The organism is Gayadomonas joobiniege G7 (assembly GCF_000300815.1).
GTDB classification, from domain to species: domain Bacteria; phylum Pseudomonadota; class Gammaproteobacteria; order Enterobacterales; family Alteromonadaceae; genus Catenovulum; species Catenovulum joobiniege.
The window spans coordinates 764,890-780,789 of the sequence record NZ_AMRX01000006.1 but is presented as its reverse complement, the minus strand read 5'-3'; the positions used below and the strand labels follow the sequence as shown (position 1 = coordinate 780,789).

The window sequence follows — 15,900 nt, the reverse complement described above, 5'->3', positions numbered from 1 at the left end:
GTGTTTTTATGAGTCAATTTTTTTATATCCATCCAGACAATCCGCAAGCCCGGTTACTTAAACAAGCGGTTGAAATCATCCGCCAAGGTGGAGTGGTTGTTTATCCAACCGACTCAGGTTATGCCATTGGCTGCCAAGTTGGAAATAAACAGGCGCTAGAAAAAATATGCCGCATTCGTGCACTCGACATGGACCATGATTTTACCCTGGTTTGCCAAGATGTTTCTGAATTATCTGTTTACGCTAAAGTAGGTAATACCAGTTTTCGTTTATTAAAAAATAATACGCCTGGACCCTATACTTTTATTTTTAAAGCAACCCGAGAAGTGCCTCGACGTTTACAAAACCCTAAACGTAAAAGCATTGGGATTCGGATCCCGAACAATACTATCACCCTTGAGCTGTTAAAGATGTTGGATGAGCCACTGATGTCATCCAGTTTAATTTTACCAGGCAATGATTTTGCCGAAGCTGATCCGGAAGAGATCCGAGATAAGTTAGAGCATAGTGTCGATCTAATTATTCACGGTGGCATTTTGCAAGAAACGCCCACCACAGTGATAGATTTATACGATGAGCAACCTGTGGTTGTGCGCGCTGGCAATGGTAATACTGAGCCATTTGAATAATGAATCAGGCCGCGATACAAAGAGAGCTGCCTTTGGCTTATGTCAAGGGCGAAGCATTAATAAACAAACCGGAAGATTTGTTTATCCCACCACATGCGCTTGAAGTGATTTTGGAATCATTTGAAGGGCCTCTCGATTTATTATTATATTTAATTCGCAAACAAAAATTTGAAATTGCTGATATTCCAATCCGACAAGTGACAGAGCAGTACATGGAATATGTTGAGCTAATGAAAGAAGTCGATTTAGAGATGGCGGCCGAATATTTGCTAATGGCCGCGATGTTAGCAGAAATAAAATCCCGTATTTTATTACCTAAACTAGCTAAAGATGATGAAGAAGAAGCCGATCCTAGAGCTGAACTTGTGCGTCGCTTAAAAGAATACGAAGTGATTAAAAAAGCCGCTGTTGCACTTGATGAGCAACCAAGGCTGGAGCGGGATTTTTTTAGTCAAAGTGTATTTGTTCCCGATTGTGAATCCGTGTTGATTGAGCCGGATGTGGATATACGTGAGTTGGTCATTGCATTTGCGGGCGTGCTAAAAAGAGCCAGCCATTTCAAACACCACCAAATTAAAGCCGAAACTTTATCTACTCGGGCACGGATGAGTTTAATTTTAGAGCGTTTAAGCGAGACAGCACAAATCGAATTTATTGCACTCTTTACTGTAGAAGAAGGAAAAAGCGGAGTTGTGGTTACTTTTCTGGCGGTTTTAGAACTGCTAAAAGGCCAACAAATTAAAATGGTAACCGCGGCAGATTCGGATCGGTTTTATGTTAGCCTGATAAACTAATTTTGTTGGTAACAGATAACCTGATTTCGGCCATTTTGTTTTGCTTTATATAACGCTTGATCAGCTTGTTCAATAAGGTTTTCTGAGGTGTCGTTTGTTTCGCTTAGTGCGGTTAAACCAAAGCTTGCGGTAATACGTATGTTTTGTGCTTGATAAAAAGTAGTGAGCTCAGCGATACCGAGGCGAAGACGATTTAACAAATGAAATGAACTTTTAAGATCTGACGATGGCATTAATATACAAAATTCTTCACCGCCAAAGCGCATGACAGAATCAGTTTTACGAACATTTTTTATTAAATGTTTTGCAACTGCTGAAAGTACCTGGTCACCGGCGCAATGGCCATAGGTGTCATTAACCTGTTTAAAATGGTCTAAATCTACCATGGCCAAAGATAAAGGGTGTTGGTAGCGCAGCGCACGATTAATTTCTTTGGGAAGCTCAGTATCAATGACACGTCGGTTATACAAACCTGTAAGCGGGTCTAAGTTAGCGGCTAGTTTTAGTTGTTTGGTTTGTGCTTGATGTCTATCGTGAGTGTTTTTTTGTTTCTTTTTTAGATTTTTTGCCATTTTAATCAAGCTGTCTTGCAATTGATTTATCTCGGAAATGTAATTGGGTTGATAAAGTGGAATATGGTTATTTTTAACAATGCGTTTGGCATTTTCGCTTACGCGGACCAAAGGGCGGGTGATATTAGCAGCTATTAACCAATAGAATAAAATAGCGGTAAAAGCAGCATATAAATATACCTTAAAAATTTGCTGCGAATTTTTATTTATTAAAGCATCAAGTTCAGATACTTCCATTTGGCCAATCACAGCAAGCTGAAGTTCATCCAAATAGTGGGTGCTTGCGAGTAGCTTGCGGCCACTTTCATCTTTCACACCATCCCAAACGCCGGTTTGACCTGATTGCGCTTTGCCAATAGGACTGTCTTTAGCAACGGTCAGGCTAGCGGATCTAATTTTGGTGTCTTCGCCGGTGTTAAAAGTTACAAAGGTTTCCTCTGAACTTAACATACGGGCTGCTAAAACGGTTTCAACTGGCAGACCACTTGGGTTGCTTCGGGCAATAATTTTGTGGATGAAATTGCTATTAAAAGCAATCTCAATTGAACCTATCGTTTTTTGATTAGAGATTAATGGCTTTTCAATGCGCAATACTATCTTCTGATTTTCAGCAACCGCAACCATATTGTTCGCATAATCATAATTTAAAGGCTGGATTGTATTTGAACGTGGAGCATAAGTGATTATTTGTCCGTTATCGTCGTATACCTGAATCCATTTTACCAAATTAAAACTATTGTAAGTATCTAATATCAAATCATTAATGTTGTTTTTTGCTTCGACATCCTGATGTTGCTGCCAAGCGACAACAGCTTGAATCAAGCTAGTGCGACTGGCAATCATATTTACTGTATCATCAAATAGATCAGCAGAGGCATTAATCAGGTTCAACTCAATTTGTGAAATCGAGGCTACATTACCGGTAATTAATTGTTTTTGGTAATTTTTAAACAGATATAAATTGAGAATAGTCTGAACCGACGTAAAAAAGATAAAAATAATAATTAGATAGTATCTGAGTTTCACATTGGTGTTTCCGGTATCAAGTGTCTAGCACTAACTTTTATCTAAGCCGGTGCCCAGAGCGCCATACACGAACAACTCAAAACTAAATTTTAGTGTCACTACGAATGTAACTGCGGCAATTATTTTTTTTAAAATAGTCTAAAAGCATTCAACTTGCGTAATAAAATTTTATTTGCAGGAGAAAAAAATGAAGCAGCTTGTATTGTGTGCAATTGTATTGTTAGCCGCTTGTACCTCAACGCCATCGGGTATCCAACCGGTTGACAATTTTAACTTATCTAAGTATCTGGGAAAATGGTACGAAATTGCCCGTTACGATCATAGTTTTGAAGAAGGATTGCGCCAAGTTACTGCCGAATATTCGCTCAAACCAAATGGTGATGTGAAAGTGATCAACCGAGGTTTTGATCCAGAAGAGTCGCGTTGGCAGCAGGCTGAAGGAAAAGCTCATTTTGTTGATGATAAAACGAAAGGACATCTGGCGGTCTCTTTTTTTGGTCCTTTTTATTCCTCTTATGTTATTTTTTCGCTTGATAACGATTATCAAACGGCTTTGGTAACGGGTCCAGATAGAGATTATTTTTGGATCTTGTCGCGCAGCCCTAAAATTGAAAAAACAAAACTTGATAATCTTATACAATTTGCTGAATCTAAGGGTTTTGAGCGCCATAAAATGGTTTTTGTAGAGCACTAAAAACAACTTTTAAGTTAAAAAGCGCGATACGAGAATCTAAAGTTTTGATATAATTTGCGTCAATTTCAGTAATTGAGCAAGGCCGTATGATCCCACGTCTGACCCAAGTTGACGCAATTAAAAAAGAATATTTAGCATTTTTGAGCGCATTAGAAGCTTCTGATTTTAGTGGTGAGATAGAAACCACATACGCGAGTCGTTTTTCAGTGGCTACCGACAACAGTGTCTATCAAAACTTACCGCAAGCTGTGGTCTTGCCAAAGCATGCTGACGACTTAGTCGTTCTAAACAAACTCGCGGCCAAAGACGAATTTAAACAAGTTAAGTTTTCTCCGCGAGGTGGTGGAACTGGCACGAATGGTCAATCGTTAACTTCTGGTATAGTGGTGGATATGAGCCGCCACATGAATCATATTTTAGATTTTAACGCCGAAGAAGGGTGGGTTAAAGTTGAAAGTGGGGTCGTTAAAGACCAGTTAAATGCTTTTTTAAAACCACATGGTTTCTTTTTTGCACCCGACTTAAGCACCAGTAACCGCGCAACTATCGGCGGTATGATCAGTACCGATGCCTCTGGCCAGGGATCTTTAGTCTACGGTAAAACCAGTCAGCATGTATTGGCGATGAAAACTGTTTTATTAGGCGGCGATATTTTAGAAACGGCCAAAATGCCAACCGCCGAAGCCGAAAAGATTGCCGAGCAAGACTCGTTAACAGGTCGTATTTACCGTCAAGTATTAAATACGTGTCGCGATAAACGCGAGCAAATTTTAGCTAAATTCCCACGCATGAACCGCTTTTTAACCGGTTATGATTTAGAGCATGTATTTAACGAGGATTTAACTGAATTTGATTTAGGCCGAGTGATCACAGGTGCCGAAGGCTCACTTGGTTTTGTTGCCGAAGCTAAACTAAATATCACACCAATTGCACCGTTTAAAACCTTGGTAAACGTGAAATACGACAGTTTTGAATCTGCGTTACGCAATGCGCCATTTTTAGTCGAAGCACAAGCGACATCGGTAGAAACCGTTGATAGCAAAGTTTTAAATTTAGCGCGTGAAGATATTATTTGGGAATCCGTAAAATCGTTAATTCAAGATGTACCAGGCAAAATAATGGAAGGGCTAAACATTGTTGAGTTTAACGCGGTAGAGGCCAGTGATATTGAAGGTAAACTCGCTATTTTGTGTAAGCGCTTAGATGCCCTGATTGAAACAGGTTCAGGTGGTGTGATTGGTTATCAGGTCACTTCCGACTTAGCCAGTATTCAAACGATTTATGATATGCGCAAAAAAGCGGTCGGCTTGCTTGGAAATGCTAAAGGGCCTAAAAAACCCATTGCTTTTGCCGAAGACACTGGTGTGCCGCCTGAAAATTTAGCCGATTTTATAATGGAATTTCGCACCTTATTAGACGAATACGGTTTAAATTACGGCATGTTTGGCCACGTAGACGCTGGTGTATTGCATGTGCGTCCTGCTTTGGATATGACAGATCCAGAGCAAGAAACTGTATTGCGCACTATCTCAGATAAGGTGGTTGAATTAACCGCCAGATATGGTGGTTTAATGTGGGGTGAGCATGGAAAAGGTTACCGCAGCGAATACGGTCCTGACTTTTTTGGGGAAGAATTATTTAACGAGTTGCGTAAAATAAAAACGGTTTTTGATCCAGACAACCGAGTGAATCCTGGCAAAATCTGTACGCCAATAGACAGTTCAGAGTCGATTGTTAGTGTAGATGCGACCAAACGTGGTTATTACGACCGACAAATTCCGGTGCAAGTGCGTGATAGTGTCGATACAGCGATGAATTGTAACGGTAACGGCTTGTGTTTTAACTGGGATACCAGTAGTCCTATGTGCCCGTCGTATAAAGCAACCCGTGATCGTCGCCATAGCCCAAAAGGCCGTGCTGGTTTAATGCGAGAGTGGTTAAGACAGCTGGGTAATCAAGGCATAGATTTTATTCAGGAAGAAAAAGCCATTTTAAAAGGTGAGTCGGATTCATCTTGGTTTGCCCGCTGGCGCAATACTCAAGCTAAACAGTCTGGTGAATATGATTATTCGCATGAAGTGATGCAATCAATGGAAGAATGTTTAGCTTGTAAAGCCTGTTCTAGCCAATGCCCAATTAAAGTGGACGTCCCTGGTTTTAGAGCACGTTTTTTAAATTTGTATTACAGCCGTTATAGTCGCCCGTTCAAAGATTATTTAGTCGGTTCGGTTGAAAAAACTGCACCGTTAATGGCAAAAGCACCACGTTTGTTTAATGCATTGGTGCAAAATCCAGTCACGGCACAACTTATCGAAAAAAGTGTCGGTTATGTGGACACACCAAAATTAAGCGTGCCTACTTTGGCGCAACGAGTGACTCAATTAGATGTATTGGATTGGGACTTAAATCGCTTGCAGCAAATGTCTGAAAGTGAGCGATTAAAATTGGTTGCGGTTGTGCAGGACCCTTTCACCAGCTTTTACGAAGCAGATGTGGTTGCCGATTGGATTAAACTCATTAATCGACTTGGTTATCGAGCTATTTTATTGCCGTTTTTACCAAATGGTAAACCGCAGCATGTAAAAGGTTTTTTACGACAGTTTGCTAAAACGGCTAAAAATGCTGCCGACTTTTTAAACCAGCTCCAGCAGTTGCATATTCCTATGGTGGGAACAGATCCGAGTTTGGTATTAACCTATCGTGATGAGTACAATAAAGTATTAGCTGACGAACGCGGTGATTTTGAAGTCATGTTACCGCACGAATGGTTAAAACAAGTGGCATTGCCAAAAACAACAAAAGATTACCAACAGAACTTTAAGTTGTTTGCCCACTGCTCAGAAAAAACCTCGGCAGCGAGTTCCCAAAAAGATTGGCAAGCGATATTCGCGAGAGCAGGCGCAAAATTAACCCCTGTGGCAGTAGGTTGTTGTGGTATGGCAGGGACTTATGGCCATGAAGCCAGTCATTTAAAAAACTCACAGATCATCTATCGCCAAAGCTGGCAACCTAAACTGGCTAATCAAGCGCAGGAAAATATACTGGCGACTGGTTATTCTTGTCGCTCTCAAGTAAAGCGGGAAGATGGTTTTAAACCTAAACACCCAGTGCAAGCTTTGTTAGAGTTATTGTCGTAAATGATAGCGAGTGAAAAAACACCTGTTTAAATAAAAACCCCGCTTTTAGGCGGGGTTTTTGTATCTAAACTTCAACAAAATTGAGCTGTGTATTTGAGTTTTGCTATTTTAACTCACCAAGAGTTCCCGTGCGTTTTGCAAGGTATTTTCTGTGATTTGATCACCACCTAACAAACGAGCAAGCTCGCTAATGCGCTGCTCTGCGGTTAATTTATACATTTTTGTGGTGGTTTTACGTTTATCCGTTGTTTTGCTTACTTGCATTTGCTGGTGGCCACAGGCAGCAACTTGTGGCAGGTGAGTAACACACATCACCTGGTTGTGCTCACCGATTTGGCGTAGCATTTTTCCTACCACTGCAGCCGTTGGGCCACTGATACCAACATCAACTTCATCAAAAATTAACGTTGGGGTTTCCATCTGTGATGAGGTCAGTACTTGAATTGCTAAACTGATGCGTGATAGTTCACCGCCTGATGCCACTTTGCTAATGGCTTGCATCGGCTGTCCTGGGTTGGCGCATACCTCAAACTCTACGGCATCTGAGCCCGCTTTAGAGGCTTTGTCCAATCTGTTAAGGGCAATATTAAAAACCCCTTGCTGCATGTTTAGCTGTTGCATACTTGCAGTCACCGCTTTAGCTAATTTTTTAGCAGCTTTTTGTCGGCTTTCAGTGAGTTTTTCGGCGGCTGACCAATATTGTTCGCCGGCTTGCTTTTCTTCGGCCTCTAAGCTGATAGATTGTGCGTTATTTTGTTTGATTTCATCAAACTCTTGAGCAAGGGCTTGATGAACTTCTGGTAACGTTTCTGGTTCTACTTTGTGTTTGCGTGCCAAATCCATTGCCGTAGACATACGACTTTCTAATTCCGCCAATCGCTGCGGGTCAGGCTCTTGATCTTCGATATAATCACGTAGTTCATAGCTGGCTTCAGTGAGCTGAATTTCGGCGTCGTTAAGCATATCTATAATGTTTTGCAGGGCAGGGTCGAAGCGGCTGGCTTCGGTTAATTTTTGATTAACCATTTTCAACATAGATACCATATTTTGCTCATCATTATCGTACAACATCGAAAAACATTGCTGACTGTTTTGCAGAATATTGACCGCATTATTAAGCTTTTTGTATTCGCTTTCTAACTGATTAAATTCGCCTTCTTGCAAGTTAAATTCATCTAGCTCGGCAACCTGATACTCAAGCAATTGAGCTCTGGCGTCACGTTGTGTTTGTGCTTCTTGTAATGCTTTTAACTGGTTTTTAATTTTGTTCCAACCTTGATACGCCAGTTGGGTTTGTGCCAATAAATGTTTATGCGCTGCAAACTGATCTAATACAGAAAGCTGGTAATCACTTTTAAGCAGCATTTGATGGGCGTGTTGGCCGTGAATATGAATTAATAATGGCGCTAATGCTTTTAATTGCTGAGCAGGCACAGGCGCGCCATTTATGTAAGCGCGAGAACGTCCTTCTTTAGTGATCACCCGGCGGATAATACAGTCTTCTTGATCTGCTTCTAATAAATCATTTTCTAACAGCCATTGGCTAGCCGAAGGGATTTGAGTAATGTTAAAAGTGGCGGTAATTTCACTTTTATCGGCGCCAGCTTTCACCATACCTGCATCGGCACGTGCCCCTAAACATAAACCGATAGCGTCAATAGAAATGGATTTTCCTGCGCCGGTTTCGCCAGTAATAGTGGTCATGCCAGCATCGATTTCAATCTCAAGCTGGTCAACAATAGCAAAGTCTTTGACAAATAATCGGGTTAACATTTGGTGGCCTCCGCAATCGGAACTCAAAAATTAATACTGATATAATATACAGTATTAAAGCGGCCTTTTACTGTATAGTCAACCAGTATTTTTAAAACAATGCCTAATTTTTGAGTAGGTCACTTGGCCGTTATTGAGCAAATCACCCCGTTGCCAGCCTTGTTGCTGGTAAAAATGTTCGGCTGCAGAGTTAATGGCTGTTGCTAGATAAATTTTATCAGCGCCATTAATATACAACCAGTCAGCCGCTGTTGTTAGCAGCAAGCTACCCTGGCCTTGACGTTGAAATTTTTTATCGATAAAAAGCGCCCAAATGCTGCTTTCTTTGCGTGAGCTGATTACATAGCCAGTGATTTTATGATCAACGCAGGCAACCCAGCCTTTACCATAACGGGTGAGGTAATTTTGATAACAAATGTCCGGGATCGCTTTCGATGTCGGCAGGGGATTATCAGAGTGTTGCTGACGAATTAGTTTTAATGCCGGAATATCCTTACGGCAGGCTTCACGTATCCACATACTGTTTTCAGAACAGGTGATTCAGTATGTTAATAATAGCCTGCCAACGCCGTTCTGTGAAATGAAAGTTTTATGATTTTGGTTTTTTTTAATGGCCGCCAAAAAACCACACTAATGAGTCATGGTAGCGGCGAATGTTTTCAACATAGTTGACGGCTTCTGTGCCGCGCGCGTATCCGTACCGAGTATGTTTGTAATAACGCTTTTTTTGTAACAACGGCAAATATTTTTTAACTTGATGCCATTTATCTGGATCTGCGCCAGCGCCTTGAGCAATTCGCCGCGCGTCTTCTAAATGACCCAAGCCAATATTGTACGCAGCAAGCGCAAACCAGGTTCTATCCGGCTCAGTGATGCGCGCAGGAATGCGCTGATGTAACGAAGATAAATAGCGTGCTCCACCACGAATATTTTGTTCCGGTTCTAGTCTGTTAGTGACTTGCATTTGTTTTGCTGTCGGCCGCGTTAACATCATAATACCACGGACACCCGTTGGTGATCTGGCTTTTGGGTTCCAATGGCTTTCTTGATAGCTTTGTGCCGCTAATAATTTCCAGTCTAGATTATATTCTTCGGCATATTGCTCAAACCAGGGGCGATATTTTGGTAATACATCGGCGATCGCTCGAATAAATACCCGAGTATCCACATAATCAAAGTCACGGACGTGGCCAAAATACTTGTCTTCCAGATGCGCGTACTTCCCTGAACTTCTGTATTCGCCAAAAAATCGTATCAGTTCAGCATATAAACTATCATCTGGTGCTTTATTAAATGCCCAGGCTTGTTGCTGCTCGTCTCTGATGGTAAAGCCTATCGCCAGCTCAGGGTAAATGCGGCGGTTAACAGCGAGTAAATTTGAATCGACTATGGTGTAATCCAGTTCACCGTTCAAAACCATTTGGATAAGCTCTTCGCTGTCTTTATTACTGGTTTCTGACCAATTTAGGGTATCAGGAGCCATTTTTTTTAATAAATTAAGGTGACTGCTTTTTTCGGTCACAATCAGATTGCCAGATAAATCAGACCAGTCTCTTGGCCGTTCAGCACCTTGTTTATAAACTAGCTTCTCACTAATGTTTTGATAGGCCGGTGCGAATCGATAACGGTTTTTACGCTGTTCACTGGCGGTAATACCGGCTGCGAGTACGTCTACTTTGTGGTTATCTAATAGGTCAAATAATTCGTGTAAGTCGTAAACAGGGGTAACTTCTAATTTAACCTCAAGCCTGTCAGCAAAGGCTTTGGCAAGCTCATATTCAAAACCAGCTGCCCCATCTGCCGCTAGATAATAGGTTGATGAGCCGTAGATTGTGCCTACTTTCAGCACGCCAGCTTGTTTAATTTTTTCGATCTGTGTTTTGTCTGAATAATTATTAAAACAAGCTGCCAATAAGCAGCTTAAAACAAGCACTAAACACCAGTGTTGTGAGTTTTTTTTCGGCATCTGAGGTATTGTTATGCAAAACGATAACTTAGGTTAGCTGAATGCAGTAGCATGGGTCAATTCTTTGTTGCTCGCATATTTTGCGATTTTGAGTATACTATGCGGCTTTAAACCCATCCTATTTAGTTTTTCAGGTGAAACGGCTTATGGAAATCTTGCGAGGCGCTCCCGCACTTTCTGAATTTCGAGTCAGTAAATTACTGGCTGGTTGTCATCAACTTAATTTAAATATCAGCGCTATTTATGCTGAATATATGCATTTTGTTGATTTGTCAGATGCTTTATCAGAGCATGAACAAAACACGCTTAGTCGGCTGTTACAGTATGGCCCAACCATTCCAGAACATGAGCCTAAAGGCATATTGCAACTAGTGATTCCGCGACCTGGCACTATTTCACCTTGGGCGTCTAAAGCAACTGATATCGCTCATAATTGTGGTTTAACTCAAGTCAATCGTATTGAGCGAGGCATCGCTTATTATATTGAAGCTGAGCAATCATTAAGCGAAGATGACATTAATCAATTAAAAAGCCTTATCCATGATCGCATGGTTGAAGTGGTTTATAGCGAAATGGCTCAAGCAGAAGCACTCTTTGAAAAAGCTCAGCCAGCGCCTCTGCGTTCTGTTGACATCTTAGGTGGGGGACGCGAAGCGCTGGTAAACGCAAATACAACCATGGGCTTAGCGTTAGCTGATGATGAAATTGACTATTTAGTTGAAAATTTCCAACGCTTAAACCGTAATCCAAACGACATTGAACTTTATATGTTTGCGCAGGCAAACTCAGAACATTGTCGCCACAAAATTTTTAATGCAGATTGGACCATTGATGGTGAGGCTCAGCCCAAGTCACTGTTCAAAATGATTAAAAATACTTACGAAACCACGCCTGATTATGTGCAATCAGCATACAAAGATAATGCCGCAGTCATGGATGGTTCTTTCGCTGGGCGTTATTTTGCCGATCCAGCAACTGGTATTTATGATTATCATCAAGAAGATATTGCAATCTTGATGAAAGTAGAAACTCATAACCACCCAACAGCAATTTCGCCTTACCCGGGGGCAGCAACTGGCTCTGGTGGTGAAATTCGTGACGAGGGTGCAACTGGCCGCGGTTCTAAACCAAAAGCCGGCATGGTTGGTTTTACTGTATCTAACTTAAACATTCCTGATTTTACTCAGCCGTGGGAAATTAACTATGGCCGTCCAGAGCGCATCGTTAGTGCTTTAGACATAATGCTTGAAGCGCCTCTGGGTGGTGCTGCTTTTAACAACGAATTTGGTCGACCTGCACTGTTAGGTTATTTTAGAACTTATGAAGCCGAAGTGAATAGCTTTAATGGCCGCGAAGTTCGAGGTTACCACAAACCTATTATGTTAGCGGGTGGTTTAGGAAATATTCGTCAGTCTCACGTTGAAAAAGGCGAAATTCCAGTCGGTGCTAAGTTAATTGTTTTAGGCGGCCCAGCCATGAACATTGGTTTAGGCGGTGGTGCGGCTTCTTCAATGGCGTCTGGTCAATCTAGTGAAGATCTGGATTTTGCCTCAGTGCAGCGCGAAAACCCAGAAATGGAGCGTCGCTGTCAAGAAGTTATTGATAAATGTTGGCAAATGGGTGATGAAAACCCCATTGCGTTTATCCATGATGTTGGCGCTGGTGGTTTATCTAATGCCATGCCTGAACTGGTTAACGACGGCGGCCGTGGTGGTCGCTTTAACTTGCGCGACGTGCCCAACGATGAACCTGGCATGTCACCATTAGAGATTTGGTGTAATGAATCACAAGAACGTTATGTTTTAGCAGTTGCGGCCGACAAACTTGATATCTTTGCCGCCATTTGTGAACGCGAACGGGCCTTGTATGCTGTGATAGGTGAAGCTACTTCTGAACAGCACTTATCCTTGTATGACAGCCATTTTGATAATCAGCCGATTGATTTACCACTTGAAGTTTTATTAGGCAAAGCGCCCAAAATGCATAAAGATGTGCAATCAGCCACACGCAGCGCCGACGGTATGCAATTAAGCGCTGATATCACGGAAGCAGGCTATCGTGTTTTGCGATTACCAACAGTTGCTGAAAAAACCTTTTTAATTACCATAGGCGATCGCTCGGTTACCGGTATGGTTGCACGAGACCAAATGGTTGGGCCTTGGCAGGTACCTGTTTCAGACGTAGCTGTCACCACGGCCGCGTTAGATACCTATCATGGTGAGGCTATGGCTGTCGGTGAGCGCACGCCATTAGCTTTATTAGACTTTGCTGCATCAGCTCGCGTTGCCGTAGCTGAAAGCATTACCAATATTGCGGCCGCCAACATAGGCGATTTAAAGCGCATTAAATTATCTGCTAACTGGATGTCAGCAGCTGGTCACCCGGGGGAAGATGCAGGTCTTTACGAAGCGGTAAAAGCGGTTGGTGAAGAGTTGTGCCCAGCACTTGGATTAACCATCCCAGTGGGTAAAGATTCTATGTCGATGAAAACGGCTTGGAACCAAGATGGCGAAGAAAAAAGCGTTACAGCACCTTTATCTTTAATTATCACTTCGTTTGCACGCGTTGAAGACGTTCGAAAAACAGTCACTCCGCAAATTCGTACCGACAAAGGTGATAGCAGCTTAATACTGATTGACCTTGGGAATAAACAAAACCGTATTGGTGCTTCGTGTTTAACTCAGGTGTACCAACAGTTAGGTGATCAAGGGCCAGATTTAGATAGCCCTGAATTACTTAAAAACTATTTTAATGCCGTGCAAGCTTTATTAAACGACGGTAAGTTATTGGCCTATCACGACCGCTCGGATGGTGGGTTATTTACCACCTTAGCTGAAATGGCATTTGCGGGCAAAACTGGCTTGTATGCAGATGTGAGCGAGTTGGGTGACAACGCGTTGAATGTTTTGTTTGCAGAAGAGCTAGGCGGTGTTATTCAAGTTAAAAACGATGATTTAGAAGCCGTGAAAGCTTTGTTAGCCGAACATAACTTAGCCGACTTAAGTTTTGTTATTGGCCAACCGACGAGTGATGATCAAGTTTGTTTCCGTTTTGGTGATAAGCTGGTTTTCAATGAAAGCCGAGTTTCGTTGCGACAAGCATGGGCAGAAACTACCCTTAAAATGCAATCATTGCGCGATAATCCAGAATGTGCCGAGCAAGAGTATGCGGCTAAAGCCGATGCAGGCGATCCTGGGATGCAGCCTAAGTTAACCTTTGATATTAACGAAGACGTTGCAGCACCTTATATTGCGAAAGGTTTACAACCTAAAATGGCAATTTTACGAGAGCAGGGTGTTAACTCGCACGTAGAGATGGCCGCTGCGTTTGATCGCGCTGGTTTTGAGCCAAGAGACGTTCATATGAGTGATATTTTATCCGGCCGTATTCAGTTAGATGAGTTTGCTGGTTTAGTTGCTTGTGGTGGTTTTTCTTATGGTGACGTACTAGGCGCAGGTGAAGGCTGGGCAAAATCAATTTTGTTTAATGCTCGAGCACGAGATGAATTTGAAAAATTCTTCAACCGTGAAAATACCTTTGCATTAGGTGTTTGTAATGGTTGTCAAATGTTAAGCACGTTAAAAGAGCTGATCCCTGGTGCTGATCATTGGCCACGTTTTGTTCGCAACCACTCAGAGCGTTTTGAAGCACGTTTTAGCATGGTTGAAGTACAAAAATCTAACTCAGTGTTATTTGCTGGTATGGAAGGCTCACGTATGGGGATTGCGGTATCTCATGGTGAAGGTCGTGCTGAATTTTCGTCAGCTGAAACGCTAGCTAAAGCTGAAGCTTCTGGCACAGTCGCACTGCGTTATGTAAATAACTATGGTCAAGTGACAACAGATTATCCGGCTAACCCAAATGGCTCGCCAGCCGGTATTACCTCGTTAGCCAGCACAGACGGCCGCGTGACCGTAATGATGCCACACCCAGAGCGTGTATTCAGAAGTGTAAGTAACTCATACCATCCCGACGATTGGTTAGAAGATAGTCCTTGGGTAAGAATGTTCCGTAATGCAAGAGTGTTTACTGGTTAAGTTAACGCTTTTATCAACTTAAAAAGGCTGCTTGTGCAGCCTTTTTTGTTAAGCTTCTAATCCACCAGTGCCCGTGCTTCGTAAGTACTTTAAACAGTTGTAAAACATAAGGTACAGGAGCGCACAGATGCAAGACTTACAAGAAACACTGATCTATTGTCCATACTGTGGAGAGCCCATCTCCTTGTTAGTCGATGAGCAAGAGGTTGGTGACGAATATACCGAAGACTGCCAAGTGTGTTGTCAGCCTATGGTCGTTGCAGTGGTTGCAAACGAGCAAGATCAGCTGGAAATTAGGGTGCGCTCCGAAAACCAAACCTTTTAAATTAACTGCAAATAACTCAACAACATCAATCCTAAGGTAATGCTAAGCGGGCATAACAGCGTTGATAGGGTAACAATTTCTGCGGCGAGCTGGCCGTGAGAAGTCATTTGTTTGCTCATAATATAAGCCGCTGCTGCTGTTGGTGATGCCATCATCAAAAATAATATGCCCAAGTCATGGCCGCTGAACCCCAGCCAAAAACCTCCCGCAGTGATCAAACCAGGTAGTACGATCAGTTTTAATAAAGTATTTAAGCTCGTAGCGGCCTGGTTAGATTTGAAGCTGCGCCAGTCTAAGGTTGCACCAATGCACAAAAGGGCTAGTGGGAGCGTTAGTTTTGCCAAATAACCAACTGAAGTCGATACCAGAGTTGGCAACTCAACACCGCTTAACGACCAAGCAATGCCAGCCACAATAGCGATGATAAGTGGATTTTTTAAAATATTTGACAATACCCCATTGCCTTTGCCAGTTAATAAAACCACTGCAATTAAATTATATAAAATGGTCAATGCAGCAACATAAACAGCGGCATGCGGTAGAATATTTTGACCAAAAGCATTCACACACAATGCTAAACCAACAATACCCATGTTGCCGCGAAAAGCACATTGAGTTAACACGGCTCGTTTGCCGGAGTCTTGCGTTCTAAAATAAAGCAGCCATACCGCGAGCACAGACAGCAATGTGGTTACAACCGCGTATGCAATTAGTGGTAAATTTAGGTTTTCTTTTATCGAGCCTTGCGCGGTGCTTAAAAACAGCAGTGAGGGCAGGGCAACTTTAAAAACTAATTTATTACCACTGGCAATAAAAGGCCCGTCCAATAAATTCAACCGCCTGAAAAAGATACCTAATAAAAGTATGATTAATACGGGGCCACTAACGTTAATGGCGGCAATAAAATGAGCAGTCACTGGATGTCCATGTATTTATTTTGGGGTTTA

At 42.2% G+C, this 15,900-nt stretch carries 11 protein-coding genes; 6 read left to right on the top strand and 5 right to left on the bottom strand.

Annotated elements, in window-relative coordinates:
• Window positions 1–8: 8 nt before the first annotated feature.
• Window positions 9–629: an L-threonylcarbamoyladenylate synthase gene (locus C727_RS0110675; protein ID WP_017445633.1), complete on the top strand. Its 621-nt coding sequence runs from the start codon at window positions 9–11 to the stop codon at window positions 627–629.
• Window positions 629–1,423: a segregation and condensation protein A gene (locus C727_RS0110670; RefSeq protein ID WP_017445632.1), complete on the top strand. Its 795-nt coding sequence runs from the start codon at window positions 629–631 to the stop codon at window positions 1,421–1,423. Before C727_RS0110675 ends, C727_RS0110670 begins: the two co-directional genes overlap by 1 nt.
• Here the strand turns inward: C727_RS0110670 and C727_RS19075 are convergent.
• Window positions 1,420–3,021: a sensor domain-containing diguanylate cyclase gene (locus tag C727_RS19075; protein ID WP_017445631.1), complete on the bottom strand. Its 1,602-nt coding sequence runs from the start codon at window positions 3,019–3,021 to the stop codon at window positions 1,420–1,422. The two genes, C727_RS0110670 and C727_RS19075, sit on opposite strands and share 4 nt — an antisense overlap.
• A gap of 187 nt (window positions 3,022–3,208) precedes the next feature.
• Between C727_RS19075 and C727_RS0110660 the strand changes: the two genes are divergently transcribed.
• Together C727_RS0110660 and ydiJ are read left to right on the top strand one after the other, a co-directional pair.
• Window positions 3,209–3,715 carry a lipocalin family protein gene (locus tag C727_RS0110660; RefSeq protein WP_017445630.1) on the top strand — a complete coding sequence of 169 codons (507 nt, stop codon included), beginning with the start codon at window positions 3,209–3,211 and terminating at the stop codon, window positions 3,713–3,715.
• Window positions 3,716–3,801: 86 nt separating this feature from the next.
• On the top strand, window positions 3,802–6,852 hold the full coding sequence (gene ydiJ / locus C727_RS0110655) for a D-2-hydroxyglutarate dehydrogenase YdiJ (protein ID WP_017445629.1): 3,051 nt from the start codon (window positions 3,802–3,804) through the stop codon (window positions 6,850–6,852).
• A 108-nt stretch (window positions 6,853–6,960) separates the two neighbouring features.
• On the opposite strand, the gene recN is transcribed toward ydiJ, so the two are convergent.
• The 3 genes from recN to mltF form a co-directional block, all read right to left on the bottom strand.
• Window positions 6,961–8,625, bottom strand: coding sequence for a DNA repair protein RecN (gene recN, locus C727_RS0110650; RefSeq protein WP_017445628.1), 1,665 nt, complete (start codon window positions 8,623–8,625; stop codon window positions 6,961–6,963).
• 78 nt (window positions 8,626–8,703) lie between these two features.
• Window positions 8,704–9,144, bottom strand: a complete 441-nt coding sequence (locus C727_RS0110645) for a GNAT family N-acetyltransferase (RefSeq protein ID WP_017445627.1) — start codon at window positions 9,142–9,144, stop codon at window positions 8,704–8,706.
• Window positions 9,145–9,232: 88 nt separating this feature from the next.
• Window positions 9,233–10,591 (bottom strand): membrane-bound lytic murein transglycosylase MltF, encoded by a 1,359-nt coding sequence (gene mltF, locus C727_RS18390; RefSeq protein WP_017445626.1) that lies wholly within the window; start codon window positions 10,589–10,591, stop codon window positions 9,233–9,235.
• 146 nt (window positions 10,592–10,737) lie between these two features.
• Here mltF and purL point away from each other — a divergent pair, with 146 nt between their 5' ends.
• Window positions 10,738–14,628 carry a phosphoribosylformylglycinamidine synthase gene (gene purL / locus C727_RS0110635; protein ID WP_017445625.1) on the top strand — a complete coding sequence of 1,297 codons (3,891 nt, stop codon included), beginning with the start codon at window positions 10,738–10,740 and terminating at the stop codon, window positions 14,626–14,628.
• A 127-nt stretch (window positions 14,629–14,755) separates the two neighbouring features.
• Window positions 14,756–14,953: a zinc ribbon domain-containing protein gene (locus C727_RS0110630; protein WP_017445624.1), complete on the top strand. Its 198-nt coding sequence runs from the start codon at window positions 14,756–14,758 to the stop codon at window positions 14,951–14,953.
• Here C727_RS0110630 and C727_RS0110625 read toward each other — a convergent pair.
• A complete protein-coding gene (locus tag C727_RS0110625; RefSeq protein ID WP_017445623.1) occupies window positions 14,950–15,870 on the bottom strand; it encodes an AEC family transporter in 921 nt (306 codons plus the stop codon). The genes C727_RS0110630 and C727_RS0110625 overlap by 4 nt on opposite strands.
• Window positions 15,871–15,900 lie beyond the last annotated feature (30 nt).